At 51.5% G+C, this 25,654-nt stretch carries 24 protein-coding genes and 1 tRNA gene; 18 read left to right on the top strand and 7 right to left on the bottom strand.

Features of this window, described 5'->3' with window-relative positions; translation table 11 throughout:
- Positions 1-190 precede the first annotated feature (190 nt).
- The 6 genes from putP (at position 191) to QQZ17_RS04145 (ending at position 9,205) form a co-directional block, all read left to right on the top strand.
- Positions 191-1,699, top strand: a complete 1,509-nt coding sequence (gene putP, locus QQZ17_RS04170) for a sodium/proline symporter PutP (protein WP_152405123.1) — start codon at positions 191-193, stop codon at positions 1,697-1,699.
- 222 nt (positions 1,700-1,921) lie between these two features.
- Positions 1,922-2,755 carry an iron uptake transporter permease EfeU gene (gene efeU / locus QQZ17_RS04165; RefSeq protein ID WP_152405122.1) on the top strand — a complete coding sequence of 278 codons (834 nt, stop codon included), beginning with the start codon at positions 1,922-1,924 and terminating at the stop codon, positions 2,753-2,755.
- 56 nt (positions 2,756-2,811) lie between these two features.
- Positions 2,812-3,939, top strand: a complete 1,128-nt coding sequence (efeO, locus tag QQZ17_RS04160) for an iron uptake system protein EfeO (RefSeq protein ID WP_152405121.1) — start codon at positions 2,812-2,814, stop codon at positions 3,937-3,939.
- Positions 3,940-3,944: 5 nt separating this feature from the next.
- Positions 3,945-5,228, top strand: a complete 1,284-nt coding sequence (efeB, locus tag QQZ17_RS04155) for an iron uptake transporter deferrochelatase/peroxidase subunit (RefSeq protein WP_152405120.1) — start codon at positions 3,945-3,947, stop codon at positions 5,226-5,228.
- Between the two features lie 519 nt (positions 5,229-5,747).
- Positions 5,748-6,536: a phosphate starvation-inducible protein PhoH gene (phoH, locus tag QQZ17_RS04150; RefSeq protein WP_187696623.1), complete on the top strand. Its 789-nt coding sequence runs from the start codon at positions 5,748-5,750 to the stop codon at positions 6,534-6,536.
- A 380-nt stretch (positions 6,537-6,916) separates the two neighbouring features.
- On the top strand, positions 6,917-9,205 hold the full coding sequence (locus tag QQZ17_RS04145; RefSeq protein ID WP_235922381.1) for an autotransporter outer membrane beta-barrel domain-containing protein: 2,289 nt from the start codon (positions 6,917-6,919) through the stop codon (positions 9,203-9,205).
- A gap of 48 nt (positions 9,206-9,253) precedes the next feature.
- On the opposite strand, the gene QQZ17_RS04140 is transcribed toward QQZ17_RS04145, so the two are convergent.
- Both QQZ17_RS04140 and QQZ17_RS04135 read right to left on the bottom strand, forming a co-directional pair.
- A complete protein-coding gene (locus QQZ17_RS04140; protein WP_152405118.1) occupies positions 9,254-9,547 on the bottom strand; it encodes a YciI family protein in 294 nt (97 codons plus the stop codon).
- A 318-nt stretch (positions 9,548-9,865) separates the two neighbouring features.
- Positions 9,866-9,953, bottom strand: a tRNA-Ser gene (locus QQZ17_RS04135).
- A gap of 234 nt (positions 9,954-10,187) precedes the next feature.
- On the opposite strand from QQZ17_RS04135, the gene ghrA reads away from it, so the two are divergent.
- From ghrA to QQZ17_RS04115, 4 genes are all read left to right on the top strand, one after another.
- On the top strand, positions 10,188-11,126 hold the full coding sequence (gene ghrA, locus QQZ17_RS04130; protein WP_152405117.1) for a glyoxylate/hydroxypyruvate reductase GhrA: 939 nt from the start codon (positions 10,188-10,190) through the stop codon (positions 11,124-11,126).
- A gap of 86 nt (positions 11,127-11,212) precedes the next feature.
- Positions 11,213-11,950: a phosphatase gene (locus QQZ17_RS04125; protein ID WP_152405116.1), complete on the top strand. Its 738-nt coding sequence runs from the start codon at positions 11,213-11,215 to the stop codon at positions 11,948-11,950.
- Positions 11,951-11,973: 23 nt separating this feature from the next.
- Positions 11,974-12,528, top strand: a complete 555-nt coding sequence (locus QQZ17_RS04120; protein WP_152405115.1) for a TorD/DmsD family molecular chaperone — start codon at positions 11,974-11,976, stop codon at positions 12,526-12,528.
- 100 nt (positions 12,529-12,628) lie between these two features.
- Positions 12,629-13,120, top strand: coding sequence for a DUF1097 domain-containing protein (locus tag QQZ17_RS04115; RefSeq protein ID WP_046497763.1), 492 nt, complete (start codon positions 12,629-12,631; stop codon positions 13,118-13,120).
- A gap of 31 nt (positions 13,121-13,151) precedes the next feature.
- Here the strand turns inward: QQZ17_RS04115 and csgG are convergent, their stop codons facing one another.
- From csgG to csgD, 4 genes are read right to left on the bottom strand one after another with little or no spacing between them, the layout of a single operon-like run.
- The gene (csgG, locus tag QQZ17_RS04110; protein ID WP_152405114.1) at positions 13,152-13,985 is read right to left on the bottom strand and encodes a curli production assembly/transport protein CsgG; all 834 of its coding nucleotides are present in this window, start codon (positions 13,983-13,985) and stop codon (positions 13,152-13,154) included.
- A 25-nt stretch (positions 13,986-14,010) separates the two neighbouring features.
- Positions 14,011-14,427, bottom strand: a complete 417-nt coding sequence (gene csgF / locus QQZ17_RS04105) for a curli production assembly/transport protein CsgF (RefSeq protein ID WP_152405113.1) — start codon at positions 14,425-14,427, stop codon at positions 14,011-14,013.
- 26 nt (positions 14,428-14,453) lie between these two features.
- A complete protein-coding gene (gene csgE, locus QQZ17_RS04100; protein WP_152405112.1) occupies positions 14,454-14,843 on the bottom strand; it encodes a curli production assembly/transport protein CsgE in 390 nt (129 codons plus the stop codon).
- A 4-nt stretch (positions 14,844-14,847) separates the two neighbouring features.
- Positions 14,848-15,498, bottom strand: a complete 651-nt coding sequence (gene csgD, locus QQZ17_RS04095) for a biofilm master transcriptional regulator CsgD (protein WP_152405111.1) — start codon at positions 15,496-15,498, stop codon at positions 14,848-14,850.
- A gap of 763 nt (positions 15,499-16,261) precedes the next feature.
- Here csgD and csgB point away from each other — a divergent pair.
- From csgB to QQZ17_RS04065, 6 genes are all read left to right on the top strand, one after another.
- A complete protein-coding gene (gene csgB, locus QQZ17_RS04090) occupies positions 16,262-16,717 on the top strand; it encodes a curli minor subunit CsgB (RefSeq protein WP_152405110.1) in 456 nt (151 codons plus the stop codon).
- Between the two features lie 40 nt (positions 16,718-16,757).
- The gene (csgA, locus tag QQZ17_RS04085) at positions 16,758-17,216 is read left to right on the top strand and encodes a curli major subunit CsgA (RefSeq protein WP_152405109.1); all 459 of its coding nucleotides are present in this window, start codon (positions 16,758-16,760) and stop codon (positions 17,214-17,216) included.
- A gap of 60 nt (positions 17,217-17,276) precedes the next feature.
- Positions 17,277-17,609, top strand: a complete 333-nt coding sequence (gene csgC / locus QQZ17_RS04080) for a curli assembly chaperone CsgC (protein ID WP_152405108.1) — start codon at positions 17,277-17,279, stop codon at positions 17,607-17,609.
- Positions 17,610-17,755: 146 nt separating this feature from the next.
- Entirely contained in the window at positions 17,756-18,079 is a 324-nt protein-coding gene (locus QQZ17_RS04075; protein ID WP_187696624.1) for a type 1 fimbrial protein, read from the top strand.
- Positions 18,080-18,168: 89 nt separating this feature from the next.
- Positions 18,169-18,702 carry an O-acetyl-ADP-ribose deacetylase gene (gene ymdB, locus QQZ17_RS04070; RefSeq protein ID WP_152405107.1) on the top strand — a complete coding sequence of 178 codons (534 nt, stop codon included), beginning with the start codon at positions 18,169-18,171 and terminating at the stop codon, positions 18,700-18,702.
- Entirely contained in the window at positions 18,644-20,125 is a 1,482-nt protein-coding gene (locus tag QQZ17_RS04065) for a phospholipase D family protein (RefSeq protein ID WP_152405106.1), read from the top strand. The genes ymdB and QQZ17_RS04065 overlap by 59 nt, the downstream gene beginning before the upstream one ends.
- Positions 20,126-20,139: 14 nt before the next feature.
- Here the strand turns inward: QQZ17_RS04065 and mdoC are convergent, their stop codons facing one another.
- On the bottom strand, positions 20,140-21,300 hold the full coding sequence (mdoC, locus tag QQZ17_RS04060; protein ID WP_152405105.1) for a glucans biosynthesis protein MdoC: 1,161 nt from the start codon (positions 21,298-21,300) through the stop codon (positions 20,140-20,142).
- A gap of 280 nt (positions 21,301-21,580) precedes the next feature.
- Here mdoC and mdoG point away from each other — a divergent pair, with 280 nt between their 5' ends.
- Together mdoG and mdoH are read left to right on the top strand one after the other, a co-directional pair.
- Complete coding sequence (gene mdoG / locus QQZ17_RS04055; RefSeq protein WP_152405104.1) at positions 21,581-23,116, top strand: glucans biosynthesis protein MdoG; 1,536 nt, start codon at positions 21,581-21,583, stop codon at positions 23,114-23,116.
- A complete protein-coding gene (gene mdoH / locus QQZ17_RS04050; protein WP_152405103.1) occupies positions 23,109-25,637 on the top strand; it encodes a glucans biosynthesis glucosyltransferase MdoH in 2,529 nt (842 codons plus the stop codon). The genes mdoG and mdoH overlap by 8 nt, the downstream gene beginning before the upstream one ends.
- Positions 25,638-25,654: the final 17 nt, after the last annotated feature.

Raw genomic sequence — 25,654 nt, 5'->3', positions numbered from 1 at the left:
AACCGGAAAAAGTGTGAGAGAGTGCAACCTGGCGAAAATTAGAGTTCATTGGCAGCAAAATTTGATGTAAATGATGTGTTAAATCGATTGTGAATAACTCACGCTTCCGGCAGGATACGGTCGCCTGGGAAATACAACATGCTTTGCCACGTTCCGGCAGGGCAATAAAACAGAAGAGTCTGGAGAGTTTATGGCAATTAGTACACCGATGCTGGTGACGTTCTGTGTCTACATTTTTGGCATGATATTGATTGGCTTTATCGCCTGGCGTTCAACCAAGAACTTTGATGATTATATTCTGGGAGGCCGTAGCCTTGGGCCTTTCGTGACGGCGTTATCCGCAGGCGCATCGGATATGAGCGGCTGGCTGTTGATGGGCTTACCGGGCGCGATTTTCATTTCGGGGATTTCAGAAAGCTGGATTGCCATCGGTCTGACTCTAGGGGCGTGGATCAACTGGAAGTTGGTGGCCGGACGTCTTCGCGTGCATACCGAATATAATAATAACGCCCTGACGTTGCCGGATTATTTCACCGGGCGCTTTGAGGATAAGAGCCGGGTTCTGCGCATTATCTCCGCGCTGGTGATTTTGCTGTTCTTCACTATTTACTGTGCGTCCGGCATTGTGGCTGGGGCGCGTCTGTTTGAAAGCACCTTTGGCATGAGCTATGAAACTGCACTGTGGGCGGGCGCGGCAGCCACCATCATCTATACCTTTATTGGCGGATTCCTCGCGGTAAGCTGGACGGATACCGTGCAGGCCAGCCTGATGATTTTTGCGCTGATCCTGACGCCGGTGATCGTCATCATTAGCGTTGGGGGCTTTGGCGATTCGCTGGAAGTCATCAAGCAAAAGAGTATTGAAAACGTCGATATGCTCAAGGGGCTGAACTTTGTCGCCATCATCTCCCTGATGGGCTGGGGTCTTGGCTACTTTGGTCAGCCGCACATTCTGGCGCGTTTTATGGCGGCGGATTCCCACCACAGCATCGTGCATGCGCGCCGTATCAGCATGACCTGGATGATCCTCTGTCTTGCGGGCGCGGTTGCGGTCGGTTTCTTCGGTATTGCATATTTCAATAATAACCCGGCGCTGGCAGGTTCCGTGAATCAGAACGCGGAGCGCGTGTTCATTGAACTGGCGCAAATCCTGTTTAACCCATGGATTGCCGGTATCCTGCTGTCTGCAATTCTTGCGGCGGTGATGTCAACGCTGAGCTGTCAGCTGCTGGTGTGCTCCAGCGCCATCACTGAGGATCTGTACAAAGCGTTCCTGCGTAAAAATGCCAGCCAGCAGGAACTGGTCTGGGTAGGTCGCATTATGGTGCTGGTGGTCGCGCTGGTGGCCATCGCTCTGGCGGCGAACCCGGAGAACCGGGTACTGGGTCTGGTGAGCTACGCCTGGGCCGGTTTTGGCGCCGCGTTTGGTCCGGTGGTGCTGTTCTCCGTGATGTGGCCGCGCATGACCCGTAACGGTGCGCTGGCCGGGATGATTATCGGCGCACTGACGGTGATCGTCTGGAAACATTTTGACTGGCTGGATCTGTACGAAATCATTCCGGGCTTTATCTTCGGTAGCCTCGGTATCGTCGTCTTCAGTCTGTTGGGTAAAGCGCCATCCCCGGCGATGCTCAAACGCTTTGCTGAGGCAGATGCGCACTACCACTCCGCACCGCCGTCGCGTTTGCAGGAAAGCTAACGCTTCAGTCCACTGAATATCAGGCCCGCTTCGTGCGGGCTTTTTTGTCGCTGTCAGCGATGACTTCCTGCAATAACCATTATTCTGCTAAGTATTTACATTCTGACATCATTATCATTACATTCCGCTTGAGTTTTTTTCTTTCGTAATGATAATCACTATCACTGTAATTTACCTTTCTTTGCATCAGTTGACTAAGAATAACGTTTAAGGGTGTCAGGCATGTTTGTTCCGTTTCTAATTATGTTGCGTGAAGGGCTGGAAGCCGCGCTGATTGTCAGCCTGATTGCCAGTTATCTGAAGCGCACCCAACGGGGTCGTTGGATTGGCGTGATGTGGATTGGCGTATTTCTGGCGGCGGCGCTTTGCCTTGGGTTAGGGATCTTTATCAACGAGACCACCGGTGAGTTTCCGCAGAAGGAGCAGGAACTGTTTGAAGGTCTCGTTGCAGTGATTGCCGTGGTGATCCTCACCTGGATGGTGTTCTGGATGCGTAAGGTTTCGCGCAACGTCAAAGTTCAACTGGAACAGGCGGTCGACAGCGCCTTACAGCGCGGCAACCACCACGGTTGGGCGCTGATCATGATGGTCTTTTTCGCCGTGGCGCGCGAAGGGCTGGAATCAGTTTTTTTCCTGCTGGCCGCCTTCCAACAGGACGTTGGGATCTGGCCGCCGGTTGGCGCAATGCTGGGACTGGCGACCGCTGTTGTTCTCGGTTTCTTACTCTACTGGGGCGGTATTCGCCTGAATCTGGGCGCCTTCTTCAAGTGGACCAGCCTGTTCATTTTGTTGGTGGCAGCAGGTCTTGCTGCGGGCGCGATTCGAGCCTTCCATGAGGCCGGATTGTGGAACCACTTCCAGGACGTGGCTTTTGATATGAGCGCCATCCTTTCGACGCATTCTCTGTTTGGCACCCTGATGGAAGGCATTTTTGGCTACCAGGAAGCCCCGAGCGTCAGTGAGGTCGCGGTCTGGTTTATCTACTTGATACCGGCGCTGGTGGTATTTGCATTGCCGCCGCGCACAGGCACAACCGCGTCCCGCACAGCACCTTGACGCTTTGCGACGCAGACATTTACTTAGTTACAACATACTTATTTAAAGGGATGGTCATGACGAATCACTTTCGCCGTAGTGCGCTGCAGCTTGGCATGGCTGCGCTGTTTGCTTCTGCTTTTACTGCCCATGCTGCGGATATTCCGCAGGTTAACGTTACGGTAACCGATAAACAATGTGAGCCGATGAGCATTACGGTTAATGCTGGCAAAACACAGTTCATCATTCGAAACCACAGTCAGAAAGCGCTGGAATGGGAGATCCTGAAGGGCGTGATGGTGGTTGAAGAGCGCGAAAACATTGCGCCGGGATTCAGCCAGAAGATGACGGCCAACCTGCAACCGGGCGAATATGACATGACCTGCGGCCTGCTGACCAATCCGAAAGGGAAGCTGATTGTCAAAGGCAGCGCGACGGCAGATGCCGCACAGAGTGATGCGTTGCTGAGTCTGGGCGGTGCCATCACTGACTATAAAGCCTATGTGACCGAAGAGACCGCGCAGCTGGTTGCGGGAACCAAAGCCTTCACTGATGCCATTAAAGCGGGCGATCTGGAGAAAGCGAAGTCGCTGTATGCACCAACCCGTCAGCACTACGAGCGTATTGAGCCAATTGCTGAGCTGTTCTCCGATCTTGACGGCAGTATCGATGCCCGTGAAGACGACTACGAACAAAAAGCTGCCGATCCGAAATTTACCGGCTTCCACCGTCTGGAAAAAGCGCTGTTTGGTGATAACTCGACCAAAGGGATGGAGAAATACGCCGATCGGTTGAATACCGATGTGCTGGAACTGCAAAAACGCATCAGTGAACTGGCCTTCCCGCCGTCCAAAGTGGTTGGCGGCGCGGCAGGACTGATTGAAGAAGTCGCGGCCAGTAAAATCAGCGGCGAAGAAGATCGTTACAGCCACACTGACCTGTGGGATTTTCAGGCTAACGTTGACGGTGCGCAGAAGATAGTAAACCTGCTGCGTCCGCAACTGCAGAAATCCAACGCGGAGTTGCTGGCGAAAGTGGATGCGAACTTCAAAAAAGTGGACACCATCCTTGCCAAATATCGCACTAAAGACGGTTTTGAGACTTACGATAAACTGACCGATGCGGACCGTAACGCGCTGAAAGGCCCGATTACGACGCTGGCGGAAGATCTCGCGCAATTACGCGGTGTACTGGGTCTGGATTAAGCACCATGCAGCATGATGATAAAAACGGCGTGAGCGAACCGTCACGCCGACGTTTGTTGAAAGGAATGGGCGCGCTTGGTGGCGCGCTGGCATTAGCCGGTGGTTGCCCGGTTGCGCACGCGCAAAAACCGCAAAGCGCGCCGGGTACCTTGTCACCGGATGCTCGTAGCGAAACACAGCCTTTTTATGGTCCCCATCAGGCGGGTATTTTGACGCCGCAGCAGGCCTCAATGATGCTGGTAGCGTTTGACGTACTGGCGACCGACAAAGGTGATCTTGAACGACTGTTTCGCCTGCTGACGAAACGCATCGCCTTCCTGACCACCGGCGGACCGGCGCCGGAAACGGCGAATCCGCGTTTGCCGCCGATGGACTCCGGGATCCTCGGTGCCTTCATCGCGCCGGACAACCTGACCATGACGCTGTCGGTGGGGCATTCGCTGTTTGATGACCGCTTTGGGCTGCAGGCACAGATGCCAAAGACGTTGCAAAAAATGACCCGCTTCCCGAATGACTCGCTGGATGCGGCGCTTTGTCATGGGGATGTGCTGTTGCAGATTTGCGCCAACACTCAGGACACGGTGATCCATGCCCTGCGCGATATCATCAAGCACACGCCAGATTTACTGAGCATTCGCTGGAAGCGGGAAGGGTTTATTTCCGACCATGCAGCACGCAGTAAAGGTAAAGAGACCCCGGTCAATTTACTGGGCTTTAAAGACGGCACGGCGAACCCGGACAGCAGCGATGCAAAACTGATGCAGGACGTGGTGTGGGTAACGGCGGAGCAGGGGGAACCAGAGTGGACAATCGGCGGGTCTTATCAGGCTGTACGTCTGATTCAGTTTCGTGTCGAATTCTGGGACCGCACGCCGCTCAAAGAGCAGCAAACCATTTTTGGCCGCGATAAGCACTCCGGCGCGCCGCTGGGTATGCAGCACGAGCATGACGTGCCGGATTACGCCAGCGACCCGGAGGGCAATATTATTGCGCTGGACAGCCACATTCGTCTGGCGAACCCGCGTACGGCGCAGACGCAGTCAAGCCTGATGATGCGCCGCGGCTATAGCTATTCTCTCGGCGTGACGCCCTCCGGACAGCTTGATATGGGATTGCTGTTTGTCTGCTATCAACATGATCTGGAAAAAGGGTTTCTGACCGTGCAGAAGCGGTTGAATGGTGAAGCGCTGGAAGAGTACGTTAAGCCGATTGGCGGAGGTTATTTCTTCGCACTACCAGGTGTTAAGCAGGCCGATCGCTATCTGGGCCAGTCTTTGCTTGAAGCCTGACAGTGAAACCCCGTCTGCGGGCGGGGTATGCTGTGCCTCACGCTTATGAAAATATTCTTTTTTTATATGATCCGTTTTTTGAAATAATTTTGTAATATCCCCGTAAGAGACTGTTGCCAGCAGAAAATGAGAATTTAGTTAACGTCAGGTAAAATTATTGTTGCGTTATTGCTAAGTTCTGATGTAATTATACGTAATAGCGGTAGTTCCCGGCTGTGATACTTATTCACTATGGAGATCGCGAATGGTAAAGTCCTCTCGTGGACACGTTTCTGACAGTTATTGCCGTCCCTTACGCGGAAGTCTCTCTTCCGGTAGCAACCTCGTCACCGCTAAATTTCACTCACTTTCCTCTCTTACTCGTGTTACTGACGCCATATTCGGTGCGCGTAGCCGTGTGTGGTGTCTTTTCCAAAGGCAAGCTATGGCTTACAAGGAAGCCAACCCTCAGATGTTCGTGCGCATAATCGCGCTGCCAGCGGCGCGTGTGATGAATACCAACAACTCAAGGTGCTATCCATGGGAAGACAAAAAGCAGTGATCAAAGCTCGTCGTGAAGCAAAACGTGTGCTGAGACGGGACTCACGTAGTCATAAACAGCGTGAAGAAGAATCGGTCACCTCGCTTGTGCAGATGAGTGGCGTAGAAGCGATAGGCATGGCGCGCGACAGTCGCGACACCACGCCTGTCATGGCGCGCAATGAGGCTCAATCGCACTACCTGAATGCTATCGAGAGTAAACAACTGATTTTCGCTACGGGCGAAGCCGGGTGTGGTAAAACCTGGATCAGTGCGGCAAAAGCAGCAGAGGCCCTGATACATAAAGATGTAGACAGGATTATTGTCACCCGTCCAGTTCTGCAGGCTGATGAAGATCTCGGCTTCTTACCTGGAGATGTATCGGAGAAGTTTGCCCCGTATTTCCGGCCGATTTACGACGTCCTGGTAAAACGACTGGGGGCATCCTTTATGCAGTATTGCCTGCGACCTGAAATCGGTAAGGTGGAAATCGCGCCGTTCGCCTATATGCGCGGACGTACATTTGAAAATGCAGTGGTCATTCTCGACGAGGCTCAGAACGTCACTGCTGCGCAAATGAAGATGTTTTTAACGCGCCTCGGGGAGAACGTGACGGTTATCGTAAACGGGGACATTACCCAGTGCGATTTACCCTCTCACGTTCAGTCAGGACTCAGTGACGCGCTGGGCCGCTTTAAAGAAGATGAGATGATAGGGATTGTCCGCTTCAGTAAAGATGATTGCGTTCGCTCGGCGCTCTGCCAACGAACGCTGAATGCGTACAGTTAAGCACCATTGTGTTCAGAGCCCGGGAGACCGGGCTTTGTTTTTATTGTTACGCAAAGAACGAACACTGTGTTTTTTAATAATACCCCACAATGAATATAAAAATATTTAAGCCGAAGTGTGATTTATATTTCACCTTTACTAATTTCGATGGATAATATTAATTTGCAAGCTAATTGTCATTCATTCTTTTCTATGCTTCACTTATTCTTCGGAAATTCCGATCTTATTAAAAAATAATAAAGAATGTTTTTAGGTTGAAAAAATGATTTTCACCAGTATTATGATTTTCGCGTATTTTAGCTATAAATTACGCGGAGATAGTAAAATTTGTTATTTAAAATGGAACTTTATGTTTAAGGACATGTGAAGAGATATTTTTGATGAAAATAAAGTCATTGACATTTCTTTCCGCGATTGCGTGTTATATTCCTGTTGCATTAGCTGCCACCACAAAAGGATATGAAATCAAAGAGGAAACTGTGGTGGGTAACGGGGGGGTTATTGAAAATGCGACTATTATAAACCCCGGAACACTCTTTCTTAAAGACGGTGCTATGAGCAATAATATTACGGTTGAATCTGGCGGGTTCTTCTTTATCATCGATGGCATGGACTATTCCAGTACTATCGAGGCTGGCGGCTCTCAATATGTCGAATATGGTTTAGCAACAAAAACGACAGTTCGTGGAACACAAGATGTTTTCGCCAGAACAGAGGGTGTGAATATTGACGGCGGGACTCAGGAAGTTAGATTCTCTGGACTGGCGCATAATACTTATATAACCAATGGCGGTACACAAAATGTCGATGGCCGTGCAATCCTGACGGAAATTGCGGACGGCAAACAGGATGTAAAAAGAGGAGGAGTAGCTGATAGCACGACGGTTAGGGGAAAAGGTTATCAATACGTGGCAGGGAGTGCAGTAAACTCTGAACTTTACGATTCGAGCGAGTTGCATGTCGTTGCGGGTGGTCGGGCCTTATATACCAGACTCTATCATTCGAGTAAGGGCTTCATAAATGAAGACGGAACCGCAGAGAAAACCACTCTTAACGATGAAAGTTCACTTTATTTAAAGGGTGGAACCGTCGAAAGTGCAGATATTTTTGGCGGCTCTTTCTATGCCGAAACAGGTAAGGTCAAAGGTGATTTCAACATCCATGGTGGTCAGATGGTTCTTTATAAAGAGGCCATGACTGAAACCGCAAATGTTAAGGTTGGCGGCCAGGGCACACTCCGACTGAATGCGGGTGCCGAAGATGTTGCATATTCACTGAAAGCCCTGCAACTGGACGGCGGTAAAGTTTATTTGCATGACATGCCAGTTAGCAAAAGCAGTGGCTGGAATACCCTGACTCTGGATACGCTGGAAGGAAAAGGTGACTTTTACATGCAAACCAATGTGTCTGCGGGGAAAAGTGATCTTCTTGATGTGACTGGAAATGCCTCTGGCGCTTTCAATGTTTTTGTCGAAGATACGGGTTCTAGCCCGGATAAAGATCAAAGTCTGTTGCTGGTAAAAACAGCAAGCGGTGATGCAACATTTGCGCTGGGTAATAAAGATGGCGTAGTCGATTTGGGTACATACCAATACACACTGAAAGAAAAAGAAGAGGGCAAGTGGTCGCTTATTGCGGATCTGACCCAAAAGCCAGAACCTGAACAACCGGGACAATCTAAACCTGAACCGAATCCAGATTCTCCCGCTGATTCTGTACCGGTGGTGAAGCCACAGCCTGAGATCGTTAAAAAACGCATCACACCCTCAACGGCTGCCGTACTGAATATGGCCGCAGTGGAGCCGCTCGTATTCGATGCAGAACTGGATAGTGTGCGTGAACGTTTGGATGGTCGCGATTCATTCAGTCGGGATGGAGCCGTCTGGAGCACGGTTTACAATACGCGTGATGACGTATCCACTTCGGCGGGGGCGGGTTTCGATCACACGCTGAGCGGGGTGACGATTGGTGCGGATCGTCATTTCCAGCACGAGAACAGTGGAATAACGACAGGCGGATTTTTCAGTTACTCACATTCGAACGTAGGCTTCGACCGTGGCGGTAAAGGCAATGTGGACAGCTACGCGCTGGGCGCCTATGCAAGCTGGCAGCATAACAATGGTCTTTATGTCGACGGCATTGTGAAAGTGAACCGTTTTGAAAATGATGTCAAAGGCCGCATGACCGGTGGCGGCGCGGCAAATGGCAGCTACAGTGCATACGGCGCGGGTGCGCATCTTGAAAGCGGGATGCGTTTGTCCGCAGGCGACCTGGGCATAACGCCTTATGCGGCCTTTACCGGGTTTACCACCGACAGCAACAAGTACACCCTTTCAAACGGGATGCGTGCCGAAGTGGACAACACGCGTATCGCTCGAGCCGAAGCTGGCCTGAAAACCGATTATCATGTGACGCTGAATAATGGCGTTGAGATTCAGCCATGGGTGAAAGCGGCGGTGAGACAGGAATACGCTGATGACAACAAGGTTAATGTGAATGATGACGGACATTTCGTTAACGATCTGTCCGGAACCCGAGGGGTATACCAGGTGGGTATTCGCGCGAAATTCACTGAGGATCTGAGTGGACATCTTAGCGCCAGTTACGGCAGCGGGGCGGATGTTGAGTCTCCGTGGCGTGCGGCTGTAGGGATAAGCTGGTCGTTCTAATTAATGCTGCGTGCAGAGCCCGGGAGACCGGGCTTTGTTTTTTAAGCATTATAAAAGAGACTGCAATTCAGTGACCATCATCGAGGGTTCGAATGGAATCAATTCAACGTTAGCGACACCGGAGCGTTGAAAGGGATCCTGTGCCAGATAGTGTTTGAGTTGCTCCTCGTTATCGCATTTCGCGAGAATCACGCCTCCTGTTCGCGGGAGCCTGCGCCCGGAAGCCAGAAAAAGATTAGCGGCGTAACCTTTTTTTAACCATTCAACATGGGCGGGAAGTTGCGCATCAATTTCATGCAATGGTTTGACATAGGTTAAGACGACGACGTAAAGCACGCTCATTGTGTTGTCCACAAATATAAAAGGGATATCACATTAACATGATTAACGGCCGATTAAATCAAGCGCAGACAGGGGGGCATTCTGGGGGGGATTGACTCGCCCTGACGGGCAGCCACGGACCTGTGCAATATGCGAAAAAAAAGCCCGTACTTGCGTACGAGCTCTTTCTTAAATATGGCGGTGAGGGGGGGATTGACTCGCTTCGCTCGCCCTGACGGGCAGCCCGTTGTCGACCCCCGGTCGGGGATTCTCATCCCCCCCGATGGAGAACATAAAAGAAAAGAGCCGATACATAAGTACCGGCTCTCATCTGAAATATGGCGGTGAGGGGGGGATTCGAACCCCCGATACGTTGCCGTATACACACTTTCCAGGCGTGCTCCTTCAGCCACTCGGACACCTCACCATATTGTTGTTCCTAACATACCGGAACGGGCGCTAATTTAGGGAAATACACCGCCTGCGTCAATCAACTTTTCCAAAAAATCGTGCGTTTACACAAACTTCAAGCAACCTGTAGGTTAATTAAGCGGAAACTGCTTTTTTTGCCAGCGCCAGCGAATTTGCTATGCTGATGATTCCGTTGAAAACGATGACAATAAGTGCGCAAAATTTCGCACAGCAACCCGCAGGAGTCAGTATGGATATCATTTTCTATCACCCTACGTTTGATACCCCCTGGTGGATCGCCGCACTGGAAAACGCCATTCCTGGTGCCAGAGTCCGGGAGTGGAAGTCGGGCGATAACGATCCGGCAGATTATGCGCTGGTCTGGCACCCACCGGTAGATATGCTGGAAGGGCGTAAACTTAAAGCCGTGTTTGCACTTGGCGCCGGGGTGGATTCGATCCTGAGCAAACTGAAAGCCCATCCCACCATGCTGGATCCCGCTATTCCTCTCTTTCGTCTGGAAGATACCGGCATGGGCTTGCAAATGCAGGAGTACGCGGTCAGCCAGGTGTTGCACTGGTTTCGCCGCTTTGATGATTACCAGGCGCTTAAAAATGAGAGCCAGTGGCAACCGCTGCCGGAATATATGCGCGAGGAGTTTACCGTGGGGATCATGGGGGCTGGCGTGCTGGGGGCAAAAGTGGCTGAAAGCCTGCAGGCCTGGGGCTTCCCGCTGCGCTGCTGGAGTCGCAGCCGCAAAACCTGGCCAGGTGTCGAGAGTTTTGCGGGTACCGAAGAGCTGGGCGCGTTCCTCAGCCAGACCCGCGTGTTGATTAACCTGCTGCCCAATACGGCGGAAACGGTCGGCATCATCAATGGAAAACTGCTTGATCAGTTGCAGGATGGCGCTTATCTGCTCAATCTTGCGCGCGGTGTCCACGTTAACGAAGATGATCTGCTGACCGCGCTGAACAGCAAAAAACTCAAAGGGGCAATGCTGGATGTCTACAGTCGTGAACCGCTGCCAGAGGACAGTCCGCTGTGGAAACATCCGCGCGTGGCGATGACGCCACACATTGCCGCGGTCACGCGTCCTGCAGAAGCCGTTGCCTATATTTCCCGCACGATTTCACATCTGGAAAACGGTGAAGCGGTGACCGGACAGGTCGATCGCCAGCGCGGCTACTGAGGTATACCCGGCAGATGCCGGGTTTCGACTAATAAACGCAGGCGATTCCTGCTATCCTTGTCGAAAAATGACCACAGGAGAGAGACATGTATCCCGTTGACCTGCATATGCATACCGTCGCCAGTACCCATGCTTATAGCACCCTGAGCGATTACATCGCTCAGGCTAAACGCCAGGGACTGAAACTGTTCGCAATTACCGATCACGGCCCGGACATGGCGGATGCTCCGCACCACTGGCATTTTATCAATATGCGTATCTGGCCGCGCGTGGTGGATGGGGTAGGGATCCTGCGAGGCATTGAAGCAAACATCAAAAACATCGAAGGTGAAATTGACTGTACCGGTCCGATGCTCACCTCACTGGATCTGATTATTGCAGGCTTCCATGAACCGGTTTTCGCTCCCCACGATGAAGCTACCAACACACAGGCGATGATCGCCACCATGGCGAGCGGCGTAGTGCATATCATTAGTCACCCCGGCAACCCGAAATATCCTGTTGATATCACGGCGATTGCCCAGGCTGCGGCGAAATACGAGGTTGCGCTGGAGATTAACAACTCCTCCTTCCTTCATTCGCGCAAAGGCAGTGAAGCGAACTGTCGCGCGGTAGCGGCGGCGGTACGCGATGCCGGCGGCTGGGTGGCGTTGGGCTCAGATTCTCATACCGCCTTTACGATGGGTGACTTTAGCGAGTGCCTGAAAATCCTCGAAGACGTGAACTTCCCGGAAGATCGTATTTTAAACGTGACGCCGAAACGATTACTCAATTTCCTGGAATCGCGCGGTATGCCGCCGATTCCTGAATTTGCTGAACTTTAACTACCACGAGCTGGAATATTTTGATGAACGAGTTTTCTATCCTGTGCCGCGTACTGGGATCGCTGTATTACCGTCAACCGCAGGATCCTTTACTGGTTCCGCTCTTTACCCTGATTCGCGAAGGTAAACTCTCGGCAAGCTGGCCGCTCGAACAGGATGAACTGTTGGCGCGTTTGCAGAAAAGCTGCGATATGGCCCAACTGGCGGCGGATTACAATGCGCTGTTTGTCGGTGCGGAGTGTTCGGTGCCACCGTATCGCAGCGCGTGGGTGGAAGGCGCGACAGAATCTGAGGTGCGGACGTTCCTTTCCGCGCGCGGAATGCCACTTGCCGAAACGCCAGCCGATCATATTGGTACGTTGCTGCTGGCCGCTTCCTGGCTGGAAGATCAGTCTGCGGAAGATGAAAGCGAGGCGCTGGAAACCCTGTTCGCGGACTATATCCTTCCATGGTGTGGCTCTTTCCTCGGGAAAGTTGAAGCACACGCCACCACCCCTTTCTGGCGGACAATGGCGCCGTTAACACGCGATGCTATTGGCGCGATGTGGGACGAACTGGAAGAAGAGACGGACGCGTAAGTGTGATTTAAATCACCTTATGCTGCAACGTGTAATTTCCATTGCATGAATTGTGTGCGTGATCTCATTCATGTTGCCTGTTTCTGTTATCATGCGCGGCATGAACATACTTCTTTCCATAGCAATCACAACGGGCATTCTCTCCGGTATCTGGGGATGGGTGGCCGTCTCTCTTGGCTTACTGAGTTGGGCAGGATTTTTAGGCTGTACGGCCTATTTTGCTTGTCCGCAGGGCGGGTTAAAGGGGCTGGCCATTTCGGCTTCCACGCTGTTGAGTGGCGTGGTGTGGGCGTTGGTCATTATTTACGGTAGCGCGCTGACGCCGCATCTGGAACTGGTGGGCTATGCGATCACCGGCGTTGTGGCCTTCCTGATGTGTATTCAGGCAAAGCAGGTCTTGCTGTCATTTGTGCCGGGCACGTTTATCGGTGCCTGTGCCACGTTTGCCGGGCAGGGGGACTGGAAACTGGTCTTGCCTTCACTGGCAGTCGGTTTACTCTTTGGCTATGCCATGAAAAATAGCGGCCTGTGGCTGGCGGCGAGGCGAGAAAGACAAAGTACGCGCACGATAGCGGAAAATAAAAAAGCGTGAGGAAATCCTCACGCTTTTTTTATCTCTGTCATCAGGATTCCGGCGGTACCGACATATGACGGTATTTCACCAGAATATCGCTCTGGCGATCGGCTTTATTCTGCAAATCCCACAGCCCGCGATCGATACCATCGTTGATAAGGAAGATGACGCCCGTTTCAATGGCGGACATCAGGCATAACATCACCGGTTCATTGGAGGTGTAGCCAATTTCACCTTCCAGCAGCCTCTGGTAATCGATAAAGCGGAACACTCCTGCCTGCACTTCATAAGACAGAATGGTTTTACTGGTATTGACCGAGGAGAGGATCTCACCGGTGCTGACGTTGACCACGCGCAGGTTCACCGCGATCTGGTCAAGCTGGTACTGTGTGTCCGCGCCAATACCGAAATAACGTGCACCCACACCGCCAGATTTCACGTTACTTTCGTAACCGATAATCGACCCTTCAACCATGATATTTGCCGCCGTCAGCGACTGTAGCGGGATCCGGTTGTTGATGGCGACAGTCCCGTTTTCCTGGGCGGCACGAATGATTTTACGTTCATTCAGCAGGTTTTGCAGGCCCTGGCGCTCCAGCGGTACAAACCAGCGGGAATCTTTCAGCGCCGTAACCAGCATCGCGGTGGCGCTTTGCGGGACGGCGGTCGAGAAGTTACTGGCCGGGTAGGGTTTAAACTGTCCGGTTTCATCCTGAATGTTATACACCGAGACAAAAATTTTGCCCGTTGGCATGGGTAAATGCGTTAAATCCTTATAACTTTGCGCACGAGGCATTAATGTCGGCTTAGCGGCTTCTTTTGGCGGGGCGGTTAAGCATCCGCTCAGTAAAATGACGGCGACGAATACAAGTAAGCGCTGCATGATAATTGTCCTTACGAAGCGGTGCTTAGAAACCGGTGGAATCTGACTGTAAACCCGACACTTCTATCGTCGATGTTTTTCCCGTTTTCCTGTCCGTGACATTTAGCTGCAACTGACCATCACGGTTGGAAATATCAACAATGAAATCATTGGTCACCATCCTGCCGGGTTTCCCCGTGTTAATATTGGTCAACAGTCCGCCCAGTATTTGTGACTGAATGGCCTGAGTGAAGTTATCCAACGCGGAGGGAGTTTCAATTCCGTAATCGTCGTTATAACTGGGATCTTTATAAGAGTTCTGCGCCTGGGCGCTATTCAGTAAAAAAGAACCGTTATTGGGGTTTCCACCAAAGTTGGGATTGCGGAACTGGAAGGTCATATTTCCGGCCCAACTTAATGGCGAAATAAGCATGAGTACTACTACTGCATGTTTGACACGCATTACAGCCTCCGGACAAAAATCACTCTTTAAAATTCGTCATGCGTTAAATCGCCGGTACTCAATAGAGTTTGATCTATTTGCCGACGGTTTAAAGCGTCCTCGGTTTGCGCCAGCGCGAAGACAACAGTTTTTTCGAAGTCTCTTTTCGTTGGAAATAAAAAAGTCTGGAATATAACGTCCTGATTAACCGTTATGGTGATCCAACTTCCCCAACGTGCACTGGGTCGCTCATTGATAGTCAAATTGCCTGGATAGTCACTTTCCCATTTGTCGCTAAAAGCACGATAAAAATCGTGGCCAATAGACGAAACCGTGTGGTCAGTTAAGAGCCCAGGAACTTCAACTTCTACAGCCTGCGTAGCGCCGGCAGCGAGCAGAAACTGTGCCGCTACAAGCCAGGTCAAATAGCGTTTCATGGCTTTATCGCCTGAGGTTATCATTTGCCCACGAAACCGCCTGGGTACGATTTTTGACAGCTATCTTCTTGAAAAGATTATAGAGATGCGTCTTGACCGTATTCTCACTGATAAACAGTGAGCGCGCGATTTCGATATTAGAAGCGCCGATACGTAGCTTATTCAGGATCTCTTTTTCACGATGAGTCAGGAGAGCCGACTCTGTGCTGTTGTAGCGGTAGTTACCAGAGTGAGTGATCAGATAGCTGGCCAGTTTCTGTGAGAAGTAGCATTCTCCCCGCAGGATCCCCTGCAAACCGTTTACGACACGTTCTTCATCATCCGCTACATAAAAAACGCCATTGATATGCGGCCAGTTTTCAATATCCCGGTAGGGATAATCATCGGGGGTATTTAACAATAACGTCTTTAAATTATTGTTCTTCCGACTTAAGTTGTCTTGCCAGTAATGGATGAGCTTTTTATCCGCTTCCATCATATCGACTAAAACAATGCAACTGGTGGAAATATCATCCAGAGAACGTTGAATATTATGCAGTTTTCCGGTGAGTGCCAGAGATTGTTTTAAATGCTGCAATAATGCTGTGGCTTGCAGGGATGGTTTGGTGATCAACAATAATGTATGACTATGAATACTATGGACTTCATTAAACATGATGAAACCCCACTTTTTTTAGTCGCACACCTGACAGTTGCCTTTAGAAATCAGGCACCAGAAGTACTGACAGATGTTGCACTGCTGTGTGTAGTAAAATAGAGTCAGCCCGAACGGGTCAAAATATTAATACAAATGAACTACAACTGATTTCAATCTAGCCATTACAAATCTTAAAGCAAGTGTTAAACATGTAACGGAATGTAAAAATATATATTAATTTGTTAGTCTTAAGCTTTTTTTAAGTTTAGATTTGATAGAAAAGTTGTACATTCCGCTGTTATTGCACAGATTTAAAAAATCATACAAATTATATTAACACTATGAATTTAATATAAAAAGTCAAAATAATGCTAGTCCTTAATCTGATGATAAATTGCTACGTCATGACATCCGTTGATGTCGCGCATTTTGATGACGAAAAAAACGATGCTTGTCACGACTTGCTCATCTCTCACTTCTTAAACGACACAACATCACCTGGAAAGCCCACTGTACAGCCCATTGGTTGATGTCGCTAAAATGCATCAACGGTAAGTCTGTAAAAAATAAAATAAGCGTAAATAACAGGGTATTTGTGTCAAAATTAGCACTTTGGGGTGAGCGAATATATAAAAATACCACTGGCGGGTGAGTTATTTAAAATGTTTCCGCGGACATACTCTTCATCGTAACGCAGCGTTAACAAATTACGTTTAGCGTTAACAACAAAACTGATGAGAACGTTATTTTCTCGATGTACGACCAGGTCCAGGGTGACAACATGAAAAACAAATTGTTATTTATGATGTTAACAGTACTGGGTGCGCCTGGGATTGCTTCCGCAACAAGTTATGATTTAGCAAATTCGGAATATAACTTTGCGGTAAATGAATTAAGCAAGTCTTCATTTAATCAGGCAGCCATTATTGGTCAGGACGGCACTAATAATAGTGCAAAGATACGCCAGGACGGTTCTAAGCTTTTGTCGGTAGTTTCACAAGAAGGTGGAAACAACCGGGCCAAAGTTGACCAATCAGGAGCTTATAACTTTGCGTATATTGCTCAGTCGGGTAATTCCAATGATGCCAGTATTTCGCAAAGTAATTACGGTAATACTGCGATGATTATCCAGAAAGGTTCTGGAAATAAAGCAAATATTACTCAGTATGGTACTCAGAAAACAGCAGTTGTAGTGCAGAGACAGTCGCAAATGGCAATTCGCGTAACTCAACGCTAATACATTGACGACGCTTAAATCAATCCGATGGGGGTTTACCATGAAACTTTTACAAGTGGCAGCATTTGCAGCAATCGTGGTTTCTGGCAGTGCTCTGGCTGGTTCCGTTCCACAGTGGGGCGGCGGTGGCGGTAATCACGGCGGTGGCGGAAGCAGTTCTGGCCCGGAATCGACCCTGAGTATCTATCAGTTCGGGACCAATAACGCCGCACTTGCGCTGCAAAGCGACGCTCGTAAATCAGACACTACAATCACTCAGCACGGCTATGGTAACGGCGCCGATGTTGGCCAGGGTTCAGATAACAGCACCATTGATCTGACTCAGAAAGGCTTCAAAAACAACGCCACCATCGATCAGTGGAACGGCAAAAACTCGGATATTACTGTGAGCCAATACGGTGGACGTAACGCCGCGCTGGTTAACCAGACGGCTTCTGACTCCAGCGTTCTGGTTAAACAAGTTGGTTTTGGTAACAACGCCACGGCTAACCAGTACTAATTCAGTTTATGTGCTGAATATAAACAGGGCGAAAGCCCTGTTTTTTTTCGGGAGGACATCATGAACACCTTATTACTCCTTGCGGCGCTCTCTAATCAGATAACCTTTACGACAACCCAGCAAGGTGACATTTACACGATTACGCCGCAGGTTACCCTGACGCAACCCTGCGTGTGTCAGGTCCAGATTTTAGCCCTTCGCGAAGGCGTGGCGGGACAAAGTCAGTCACAACAGAAAAAGACCCTTTCTCTACCTGCTAATCAAGCCATTGATTTGACCAGACTCAGTTTAAATATCTCTGCACAAGACACCGTCAAAATCGTGGTTACGGTTTCTGACGGTCAATCGCTGCATTTATCACAACAGTGGCCGCCTTCTGCGAAATCGTCATAACTGGCTGATAATTTATGCGGTTACGGTGGCAGAGGTGAGGTGACTGAACTATGAATAGAGTGACGCGGAATGCGTGACTCCTGGGCGTAATCACCGTCAGGGAAAACATCACCCCTCAAGGATGAATGTTCATTGAGGAAACCATCATGCCGTTATCTGTCGCGCGTAAAACAAGCGTTCTGCTTTTCGGTCTTCTTGCCCTTAATTCGGTCGCCGCCATGGCGGGTACGAGTGGACAGGGTGGGGTTATTCATTTCGTCGGTCAAATTGTGGAGCCACCCTGTGAGGTGAGTCGGGTGCAGCAGCGCCTGGCAATGTCGTGCAATCACGAGGGGCACACGCAGACCCGCTATTATTCCCCGCAGGAATTGCTTAACGCGCCGCAGCACTTTAAACAAATCGCCGCGGTTGACCTGCACTACCTCAATGAACAGAAAACGCTGGCGGTGATGAGTATCGATTACCGCTGAATGGGCTGGTCAGACAAACTCACGAAAAAAGCGATTTCAAGGGAACCCCTGCTGTACACTTACAGAATAGAGTGAAGCAAGGAGATTCTATGGAATCGCGTATTCATGTTATCCAGGGGGATATCACCACCGTCGCGGTTGATGTCATCGTCAATGCCGCTAACTCATCACTGATGGGGGGCGGAGGCGTTGATGGGGCGATCCACCGCGCCGCGGGTCCCGCATTACTGGAAGCCTGCATGAAGGTCAGGCAGCAGCAGGGCGAGTGCCCAACGGGTCATGCGGTGATCACGCTTGCGGGTAACCTTCCCGCCAAAGCGGTCATTCACACCGTCGGCCCAATCTGGCGCGGCGGCGAGCATAACGAAGCGCAACAGTTACAGGATGCGTACTTCAATAGCCTGAATCTGGCGCTGGCCAATGGCTACACCTCTATTGCATTCCCGGCAATCAGCACCGGAGTCTATGGATATCCGCGTGCGGCGGCGGCAGAAATTGCACTCAAGACCGTTTCGGAATTTATTACCCGTCGCGCTTTACCTGAGCAGATATACTTTGTCTGTTATGACGAAGAAACAGCCCGACTCTACCAGCGTTTACTCACCCAGCAAGGCGATGAATGAACTGACCCGGCTCGCCCGCGCAACAGCTCCTCTGTGTGAAAATCATCCCGGAGAGTGTGGCATTCTTGCGCTGGATGACAGTCTGGACGCCTTTGCCGCCCGCTATCGTCTGGCGGAAATGGCGGAGCGTACGCTGGATGTTCAGTACTACATCTGGGAAGACGACATGTCCGGGCGGCTGTTGTTCGCCGTTCTGCTGGCGGCGGCAAAACGCGGCGTCCATGTGCGCCTGTTGCTTGATGACAACAACACGCCGGGGCTGGATAACACCCTGCAACTGCTTGACGCTCATCCCAACATTGAAGTTCGCCTGTTTAATCCGTTCTCTTTTCGCATGCTACGAATGTTGGGCTATCTGACCGATTTTGCCCGGCTCAATCGGCGGATGCATAACAAAAGCTATACCGCAGATGGTGTCGTCACCCTGGTGGGCGGGCGAAACATAGGCGATGCCTATTTCGGCGCGGGGGAGGAACCGCTATTTTCCGACCTGGACGTGATGGCGATAGGCCCCGTCGTCAGGGAGGTCGCGGAGGATTTTGAACGCTACTGGCGCTGCGCGTCGGTCTCGACGTTGAAATCGGTGCTGGCACTGTCGGAGCAAGAAATCACCGAGCGCATCGAGTTACCCGAGAGCTGGTACAATGACCCGATCACCCGCCGATACCAGCATAAACTGGAAACCAGCGCCTTTATGACCCATCTCGATCGCGGGGCGCTACCGCTCATCTGGGCGAAGACCCGGCTGTTAAGTGACGATCCTTCAAAAGGCGAGGGGAAAGCGCAGCGTCACTCTTTGCTGCCACAACGATTGTTTGACGTGATGGGCTCACCAGCAGAACGGATTGACATCATCTCTGCCTATTTTGTCCCGACCCGGGCAGGCGTCGCCCAGTTGCTGAAACTGGTGCGTAAAGGCGTCAAAATTGCGATCCTCACCAACTCACTAGCCGCTAATGATGTGGCGGTGGTGCATGCTGGTTACGCGCGCTGGCGGAAAAAACTGTTACGTTATGGCGTAGAACTGTACGAGTTAAAGCCGACGCGTGAACGCGACATCGTCCTTCACGATCGCGGACTGACCGGTAATTCCGGCTCCAGCCTGCACGCCAAGACGTTCAGCATTGACGGGCGTAAAGTGTTCATTGGCTCGCTCAATTTTGATCCGCGTTCCACGTTGTTGAACACCGAGATGGGCTTTGTGATTGAAAGCGAGACGCTGGCGACGCTGATCCACCGACGATTCACCGAAAGCCAACGCGATGCGGCCTGGCAACTGCGGCTCGATCGCTGGGGGCGAATCAACTGGGTGGATCGACAGCAGGACCAGGAGCTGGTGTTAAAAAAAGAACCCGCCACAGGATTCTGGAAGCGGGTTCTGGTACGACTGGCAACGCTATTGCCTGTCGAGTGGCTGCTTTAACGTAGCAGCAAGCGTTAGCTGGTCACTTTTTTGCTTTGTTCCTGCCTGACCGCCGGCTTACCGGAGAACAGGAATTTGAACAGCGGAATGCGCAAATGAATTTCGTACAATACCAGTGCGATACCCACGACAAAGATCAGTCCGCAGAGAAAGCCCAGCAGATTCGACCTAATATGCGGCGTGATCCACGCACCGTAAAACAGCGTTAACGGATGATGCACCAGATAGATAAACAGCGACGCATTGACAAAATAGGTGACGCGGGCTGACTGGAAATTGAGTAAACGATGGCCGAGGGAAAACACCACATTGACCATCCATAATCCGAGCACCATGGTGATGACATATTCCGTTTCGTACATCCAGGCGTCGCCACTGCCGTAGCGCTGATTCAGCAAATAGGCGATGAAGGCGAAAACCGCCCCCAGCGTACATCCCCGGGAAGGCGTGGTGAAAAGGGCCTTCAGTTCGGGTGAGATAAAGGCCAGCGCGCCCAGCATAAAGAAAGGCACATAAAAGAGCGTTTGCATCGCGACGAAATTAAACAAGCCGTCACTGAGAATCGGTGGATAAACAATGAACAGCGTCCGTCGCACCACCGCGTAACCCATACCCAGGAAGAAAAAGATCAGCGTCAGTTTGCCCATCGACACGGCGGCCAGCCGTTTTTTATCCGATTTTTCCAGATTTTTTCGCATCCGGCTAAATACCCACAAACTGACGGTTGTTAATACCACCAGTACCAGTAAAAACCAGAGATGAGAAATTAACTCCCAGACCAGCGTATTATATTTTTCATACAGCGAGAGTGAATGCCAGCTATCGGCTTTACCTTTGACATATTGCAACATAATAAATTGCGGCAACGTCAGCAAAGGAATAGCGGTAAGCATTGGAATACCCACGCGTTCGACGCGTACTTTCCACCAGCGATTCAGCGGATAACGCAGGAATAACATGTACGAAAAATAACCGGAAATAACGAAAAAGACCTGCATCCGGAAGGAATGGATAAAATCATTAAACAGGGTCAGCCACCATGAGGGCTCAGCGCTGTTCACATGCCAGCTATGGCCGGAATAGATCAATGAGATATGGAAGGGAATACCCAACAACATCAGCCAGGCGCGGATGGAGTCAAGAAAATATTCACGCTGTGCGGGTACGGGATTCATAGAGGTTTTCGTATTCTCAGATTCTCAGACTAATCGTCTTATCCCTAAGCCGATTAATAGTTACAGTCGGTGGCAACCCTACACGAAGAACAACGACCTGTCTCCAGGATAAGCACGCAAAGTGAAAAAGGGTCCGGCGAGGTGCCTAAACCATGAGCCAGCGTGCTGAACAATGCAGGGATTCAGTTGTCCTAATGCCTGATTATCCATTAAAATAGATCGGATCGATATAAGCACACAAAGGGGGAAGTGCTTACTAATTATGAAACATAAATCACAAATGATGAAAATGCGTTGGTTGGGTGCGGCAGTCATGTTAACGCTGTACACGTCGTCGGCCTGGGCCTTCTCCATCGATGACGTTGCAAAGCAAGCTCAATCCTTAGCCGGTAAAGGCTATGAGGCGCCAAAAAGTAACTTGCCCTCCGTTTTCCGCGACATGAAATATGCGGACTATCAGCAGATCCAGTTTAATCGCGATAAAGCTTACTGGAGCAATCTCAAGACCCCATTTAAGCTCGAATTTTACCACCAGGGTATGTACTTCGACACACCGGTCAAAATCAATGAAGTCACGGCAACCGCTGTCAAAAGAATCAAATACAGCCCGGACTACTTTAACTTTGGCGATGTGCAGCATGATAAAGACACAGTAAAAGATCTCGGCTTTGCGGGTTTCAAAGTGTTGTACCCGATCAACAGCAAAGAGAAAAATGATGAAATCGTCAGTATGCTTGGCGCGAGCTATTTCCGCGTTCTGGGTGCCGGTCAGGTTTATGGTCTGTCTGCACGCGGTCTGGCCATTGATACCGCGCTGCCCTCAGGTGAAGAATTTCCCCGCTTCCGTGAGTTCTGGATCGAACGTCCAAAACCGACTGACAAACGCCTGACGATTTATGCATTACTGGACTCTCCGCGAGCGGCCGGGGCCTATCGTTTTGTGATAATCCCTGGACGTGACACCGTCGTCGACGTGCAATCGAAAGTCTACCTGCGCGATAAGGTCGGCAAACTGGGCGTGGCGCCGTTAACCAGTATGTTCCTGTACGGGCCGAACCAGCCTTCTCCGGCAACCAACTACCGTCCGGAACTGCATGACTCCAACGGCTTGTCGATTCATGCCGGCAACGGCGAATGGATCTGGCGTCCGCTGAATAACCCGAAACATCTTGCGGTGAGCAGTTTTGCAATGGAAAACCCGCAGGGGTTTGGCCTGCTGCAGCGTGGCCGTCAGTTCTCACGCTTTGAAGATCTCGAAGACCGTTACGATCTGCGCCCAAGCGCCTGGATCACGCCAAAAGGCGAGTGGGGCAAAGGTAAGATTGAACTGGTTGAAATTCCAACCAATGATGAAACCAACGATAACATCGTGGCTTACTGGACGCCGGATCAACTGCCTGAACCGGGCAAAGAGATGAACTTCAAATACACCCTGACGTTTAGCCGCGATGAAGACAAACTTCATGCGCCAGATAACGCCTGGGTGCAGCAGACACGTCGTTCCACCGGCGATGTCAAACAGTCGAATCTCATTCGCCAGCCTGACGGCACGATAGCCTTCGTGGTGGACTTCACCGGCACGGACATGAAAAAACTACCGCAGGATACTCCGGTCACCGCGCAAACCAGCATCGGTGATAACGGCGAGATCGTGGAAACAACGGTGCGTTACAACCCGGTCACTAAAGGTTGGCGTATGACGATGCGCGTGAAAGTGAAAGATGCGAAGAAAACCACTGAAATGCGTGCTGCATTGGTCAATGCCGATCAGACGTTGAGTGAAACCTGGAGCTACCAGTTACCTGCCAATGAATAAGACAACTGAGTACATTGACGCCTTGCCGCTCTCGGACATCGAGAAAGCGGCATTGCCGAAAACTGACATTCGCGCGGTGCATGAAGCGCTGGATGCCGAGCATCGCCGTTACTCGCGAGAAGACGATTCACCGCAGGGTTCTGTCAAAGCCCGTCTGCAACAAGCCTGGCCAGACTCGCTGGGCGAAGGGCAACTGATCAAAGATGACGAAGGGCGCGACCAGCTTCAGGCGATGCCGAAAGCCAAACGGTCATCAATGTTTCCCGATCCCTGGCGTACCAACCCGGTTGGGCGTTTCTGGGACCGCCTGCGTGGGCGTGACGTCACGCCGCGCTATCTGGCGCGGCTGACCAAAGAAGAGCAGGAAAGTGAGCAGAAGTGGCGTACCGTCGGCACCATTCGCCGTTACACGCTGCTGTTGCTGACGTTGGCGCAGACGGTCGTCGCGACCTGGTACATGAAGACGATTCTGCCGTATCAGGGCTGGGCGCTGATCAATCCGGCGGATATGGTCGGGCAGGACCTGTGGGTCTCCTTCATGCAGTTGCTGCCGTATATGCTGCAAACCGGTATTTTGATCCTCTTTGCAGTGCTGTTCTGCTGGGTTTCTGCCGGGTTCTGGACCGCGCTGATGGGCTTCCTGCAATTGCTGATTGGGCGTGATAAGTACAGTATTTCGGCGTCAACGGTTGGGGATGAACCGCTGAATCCGCAGCACCGTACCGCGCTGATTATGCCGATCTGTAACGAAGACGTTGATCGCGTTTTTGCGGGCCTGCGCGCCACATGGGAATCGGTAAAAGCGACCGGCAACGGCGAGCATTTTGATGTCTACATTCTCAGTGACAGCTACAACCCCGATATCTGCGTCGCAGAGCAAAAGGCGTGGATGGAACTGATTGCTGAAGTGCAGGGCGAAGGGCAGATTTTCTATCGCCGTCGTCGCCGTCGTGTGAAGCGTAAAAGCGGTAACATTGATGACTTCTGCCGTCGCTGGGGCAGCCAGTACAGCTACATGGTGGTACTGGACGCTGACTCCGTCATGACCGGTGAATGCCTGAGCGGTCTGGTGCGTTTGATGGAAGCGAACCCGAATGCCGGGATCATTCAGTCATCGCCGAAGGCGTCCGGCATGGACACCCTGTATGCTCGCTGTCAGCAGTTTGCGACGCGCGTATATGGACCTTTGTTCACCGCCGGTTTGCACTTCTGGCAGTTGGGTGAATCCCACTACTGGGGCCACAACGCCATCATCCGCGTGAAGCCGTTCATTGAACACTGTGCGCTGGCGCCGCTGCCGGGTGAAGGCTCTTTCGCCGGTTCTATCCTGTCGCACGACTTCGTGGAAGCGGCGCTGATGCGTCGTGCAGGGTGGGGCGTGTGGATTGCTTACGATCTGCCCGGCTCCTATGAAGAGCTGCCGCCAAACCTGCTGGACGAACTGAAGCGTGACCGCCGCTGGTGTCACGGCAACCTGATGAACTTCCGTCTGTTCCTTGTGAAAGGGATGCACCCGGTTCACCGCGCCGTGTTCCTGACCGGGGTGATGTCTTATCTCTCCGCGCCATTGTGGTTTATGTTCCTCGCGCTGTCGACCGCGCTGCAGGTGGTACACGCGCTCACCGAGCCGCAATACTTCCTGCAACCGCGCCAGCTGTTCCCGGTCTGGCCGCAGTGGCGTCCTGAACTGGCGATTGCGCTGTTTGCTTCAACGATGGTGCTGCTGTTCCTGCCTAAACTGCTGAGTATTCTGCTCATCTGGTGTAAAGGCACCAAAGAGTTCGGTGGATTCATTCGCGTCACCCTGTCGCTGCTGCTGGAGGTGCTGTTCTCCGTGCTGCTGGCGCCGGTGCGCATGCTGTTCCACACCGTCTTCGTGGTGAGCGCCTTCCTCGGTTGGGAAGTGGTCTGGAATTCGCCGCAGCGCGACGATGACTCGACTCCGTGGGGCGAAGCGTTTATGCGTCACGGTTCGCAGTTGCTGCTGGGGCTGGTGTGGGCGGTCGGAATGGCGTGGTTGGATCTGCGCTTCCTGTTCTGGCTGGCACCGATTGTCGTCTCGCTGATCCTGTCGCCGTTTGTCTCGGTGATCTCCAGCCGTTCAACGGTCGGTTTGCGTACCAAACGCTGGAAGCTGTTCCTGATCCCGGAAGAGTATTCGCCGCCGCAGGTACTGGTGGATACCGATAAGTATCTGGTGATGAACCGTAAACGCGCGCTCGACGATGGCTTTATGCATGCGGTGTTCAACCCGTCGTTTAATGCGCTGGCAACGGCGATGGCGACGGCACGTCATCGGGCAAGCCATGTGCTGGAAATTGCCCGCGATCGTCACGTCGAACAAGCCCTGAACGAAACGCCGGAAAAACTGAATCGCGACCGCCGTCTGGTACTGCTGAGCGATCCGGTGACGATGGCACGTTTACACTATCGTGTCTGGAACTCGCCAGAGAAGTATTCATCGTGGGTGAGTTACTATCAGGACATTACCCTGAACCCGCAGGCGCTGAAAAATCAGTAGGCGCCATCCGGCTGAAT

Origin of the sequence: Citrobacter sp. T1.2D-1, assembly GCF_950098555.1 — a bacterium.
In the GTDB taxonomy this organism is placed as follows: Bacteria; Pseudomonadota; Gammaproteobacteria; order Enterobacterales; family Enterobacteriaceae; genus Citrobacter_A; species Citrobacter_A telavivensis.
Note: the sequence above shows the minus strand (reverse complement) of the source record. Positions and strands in the feature narration are given on the sequence as shown.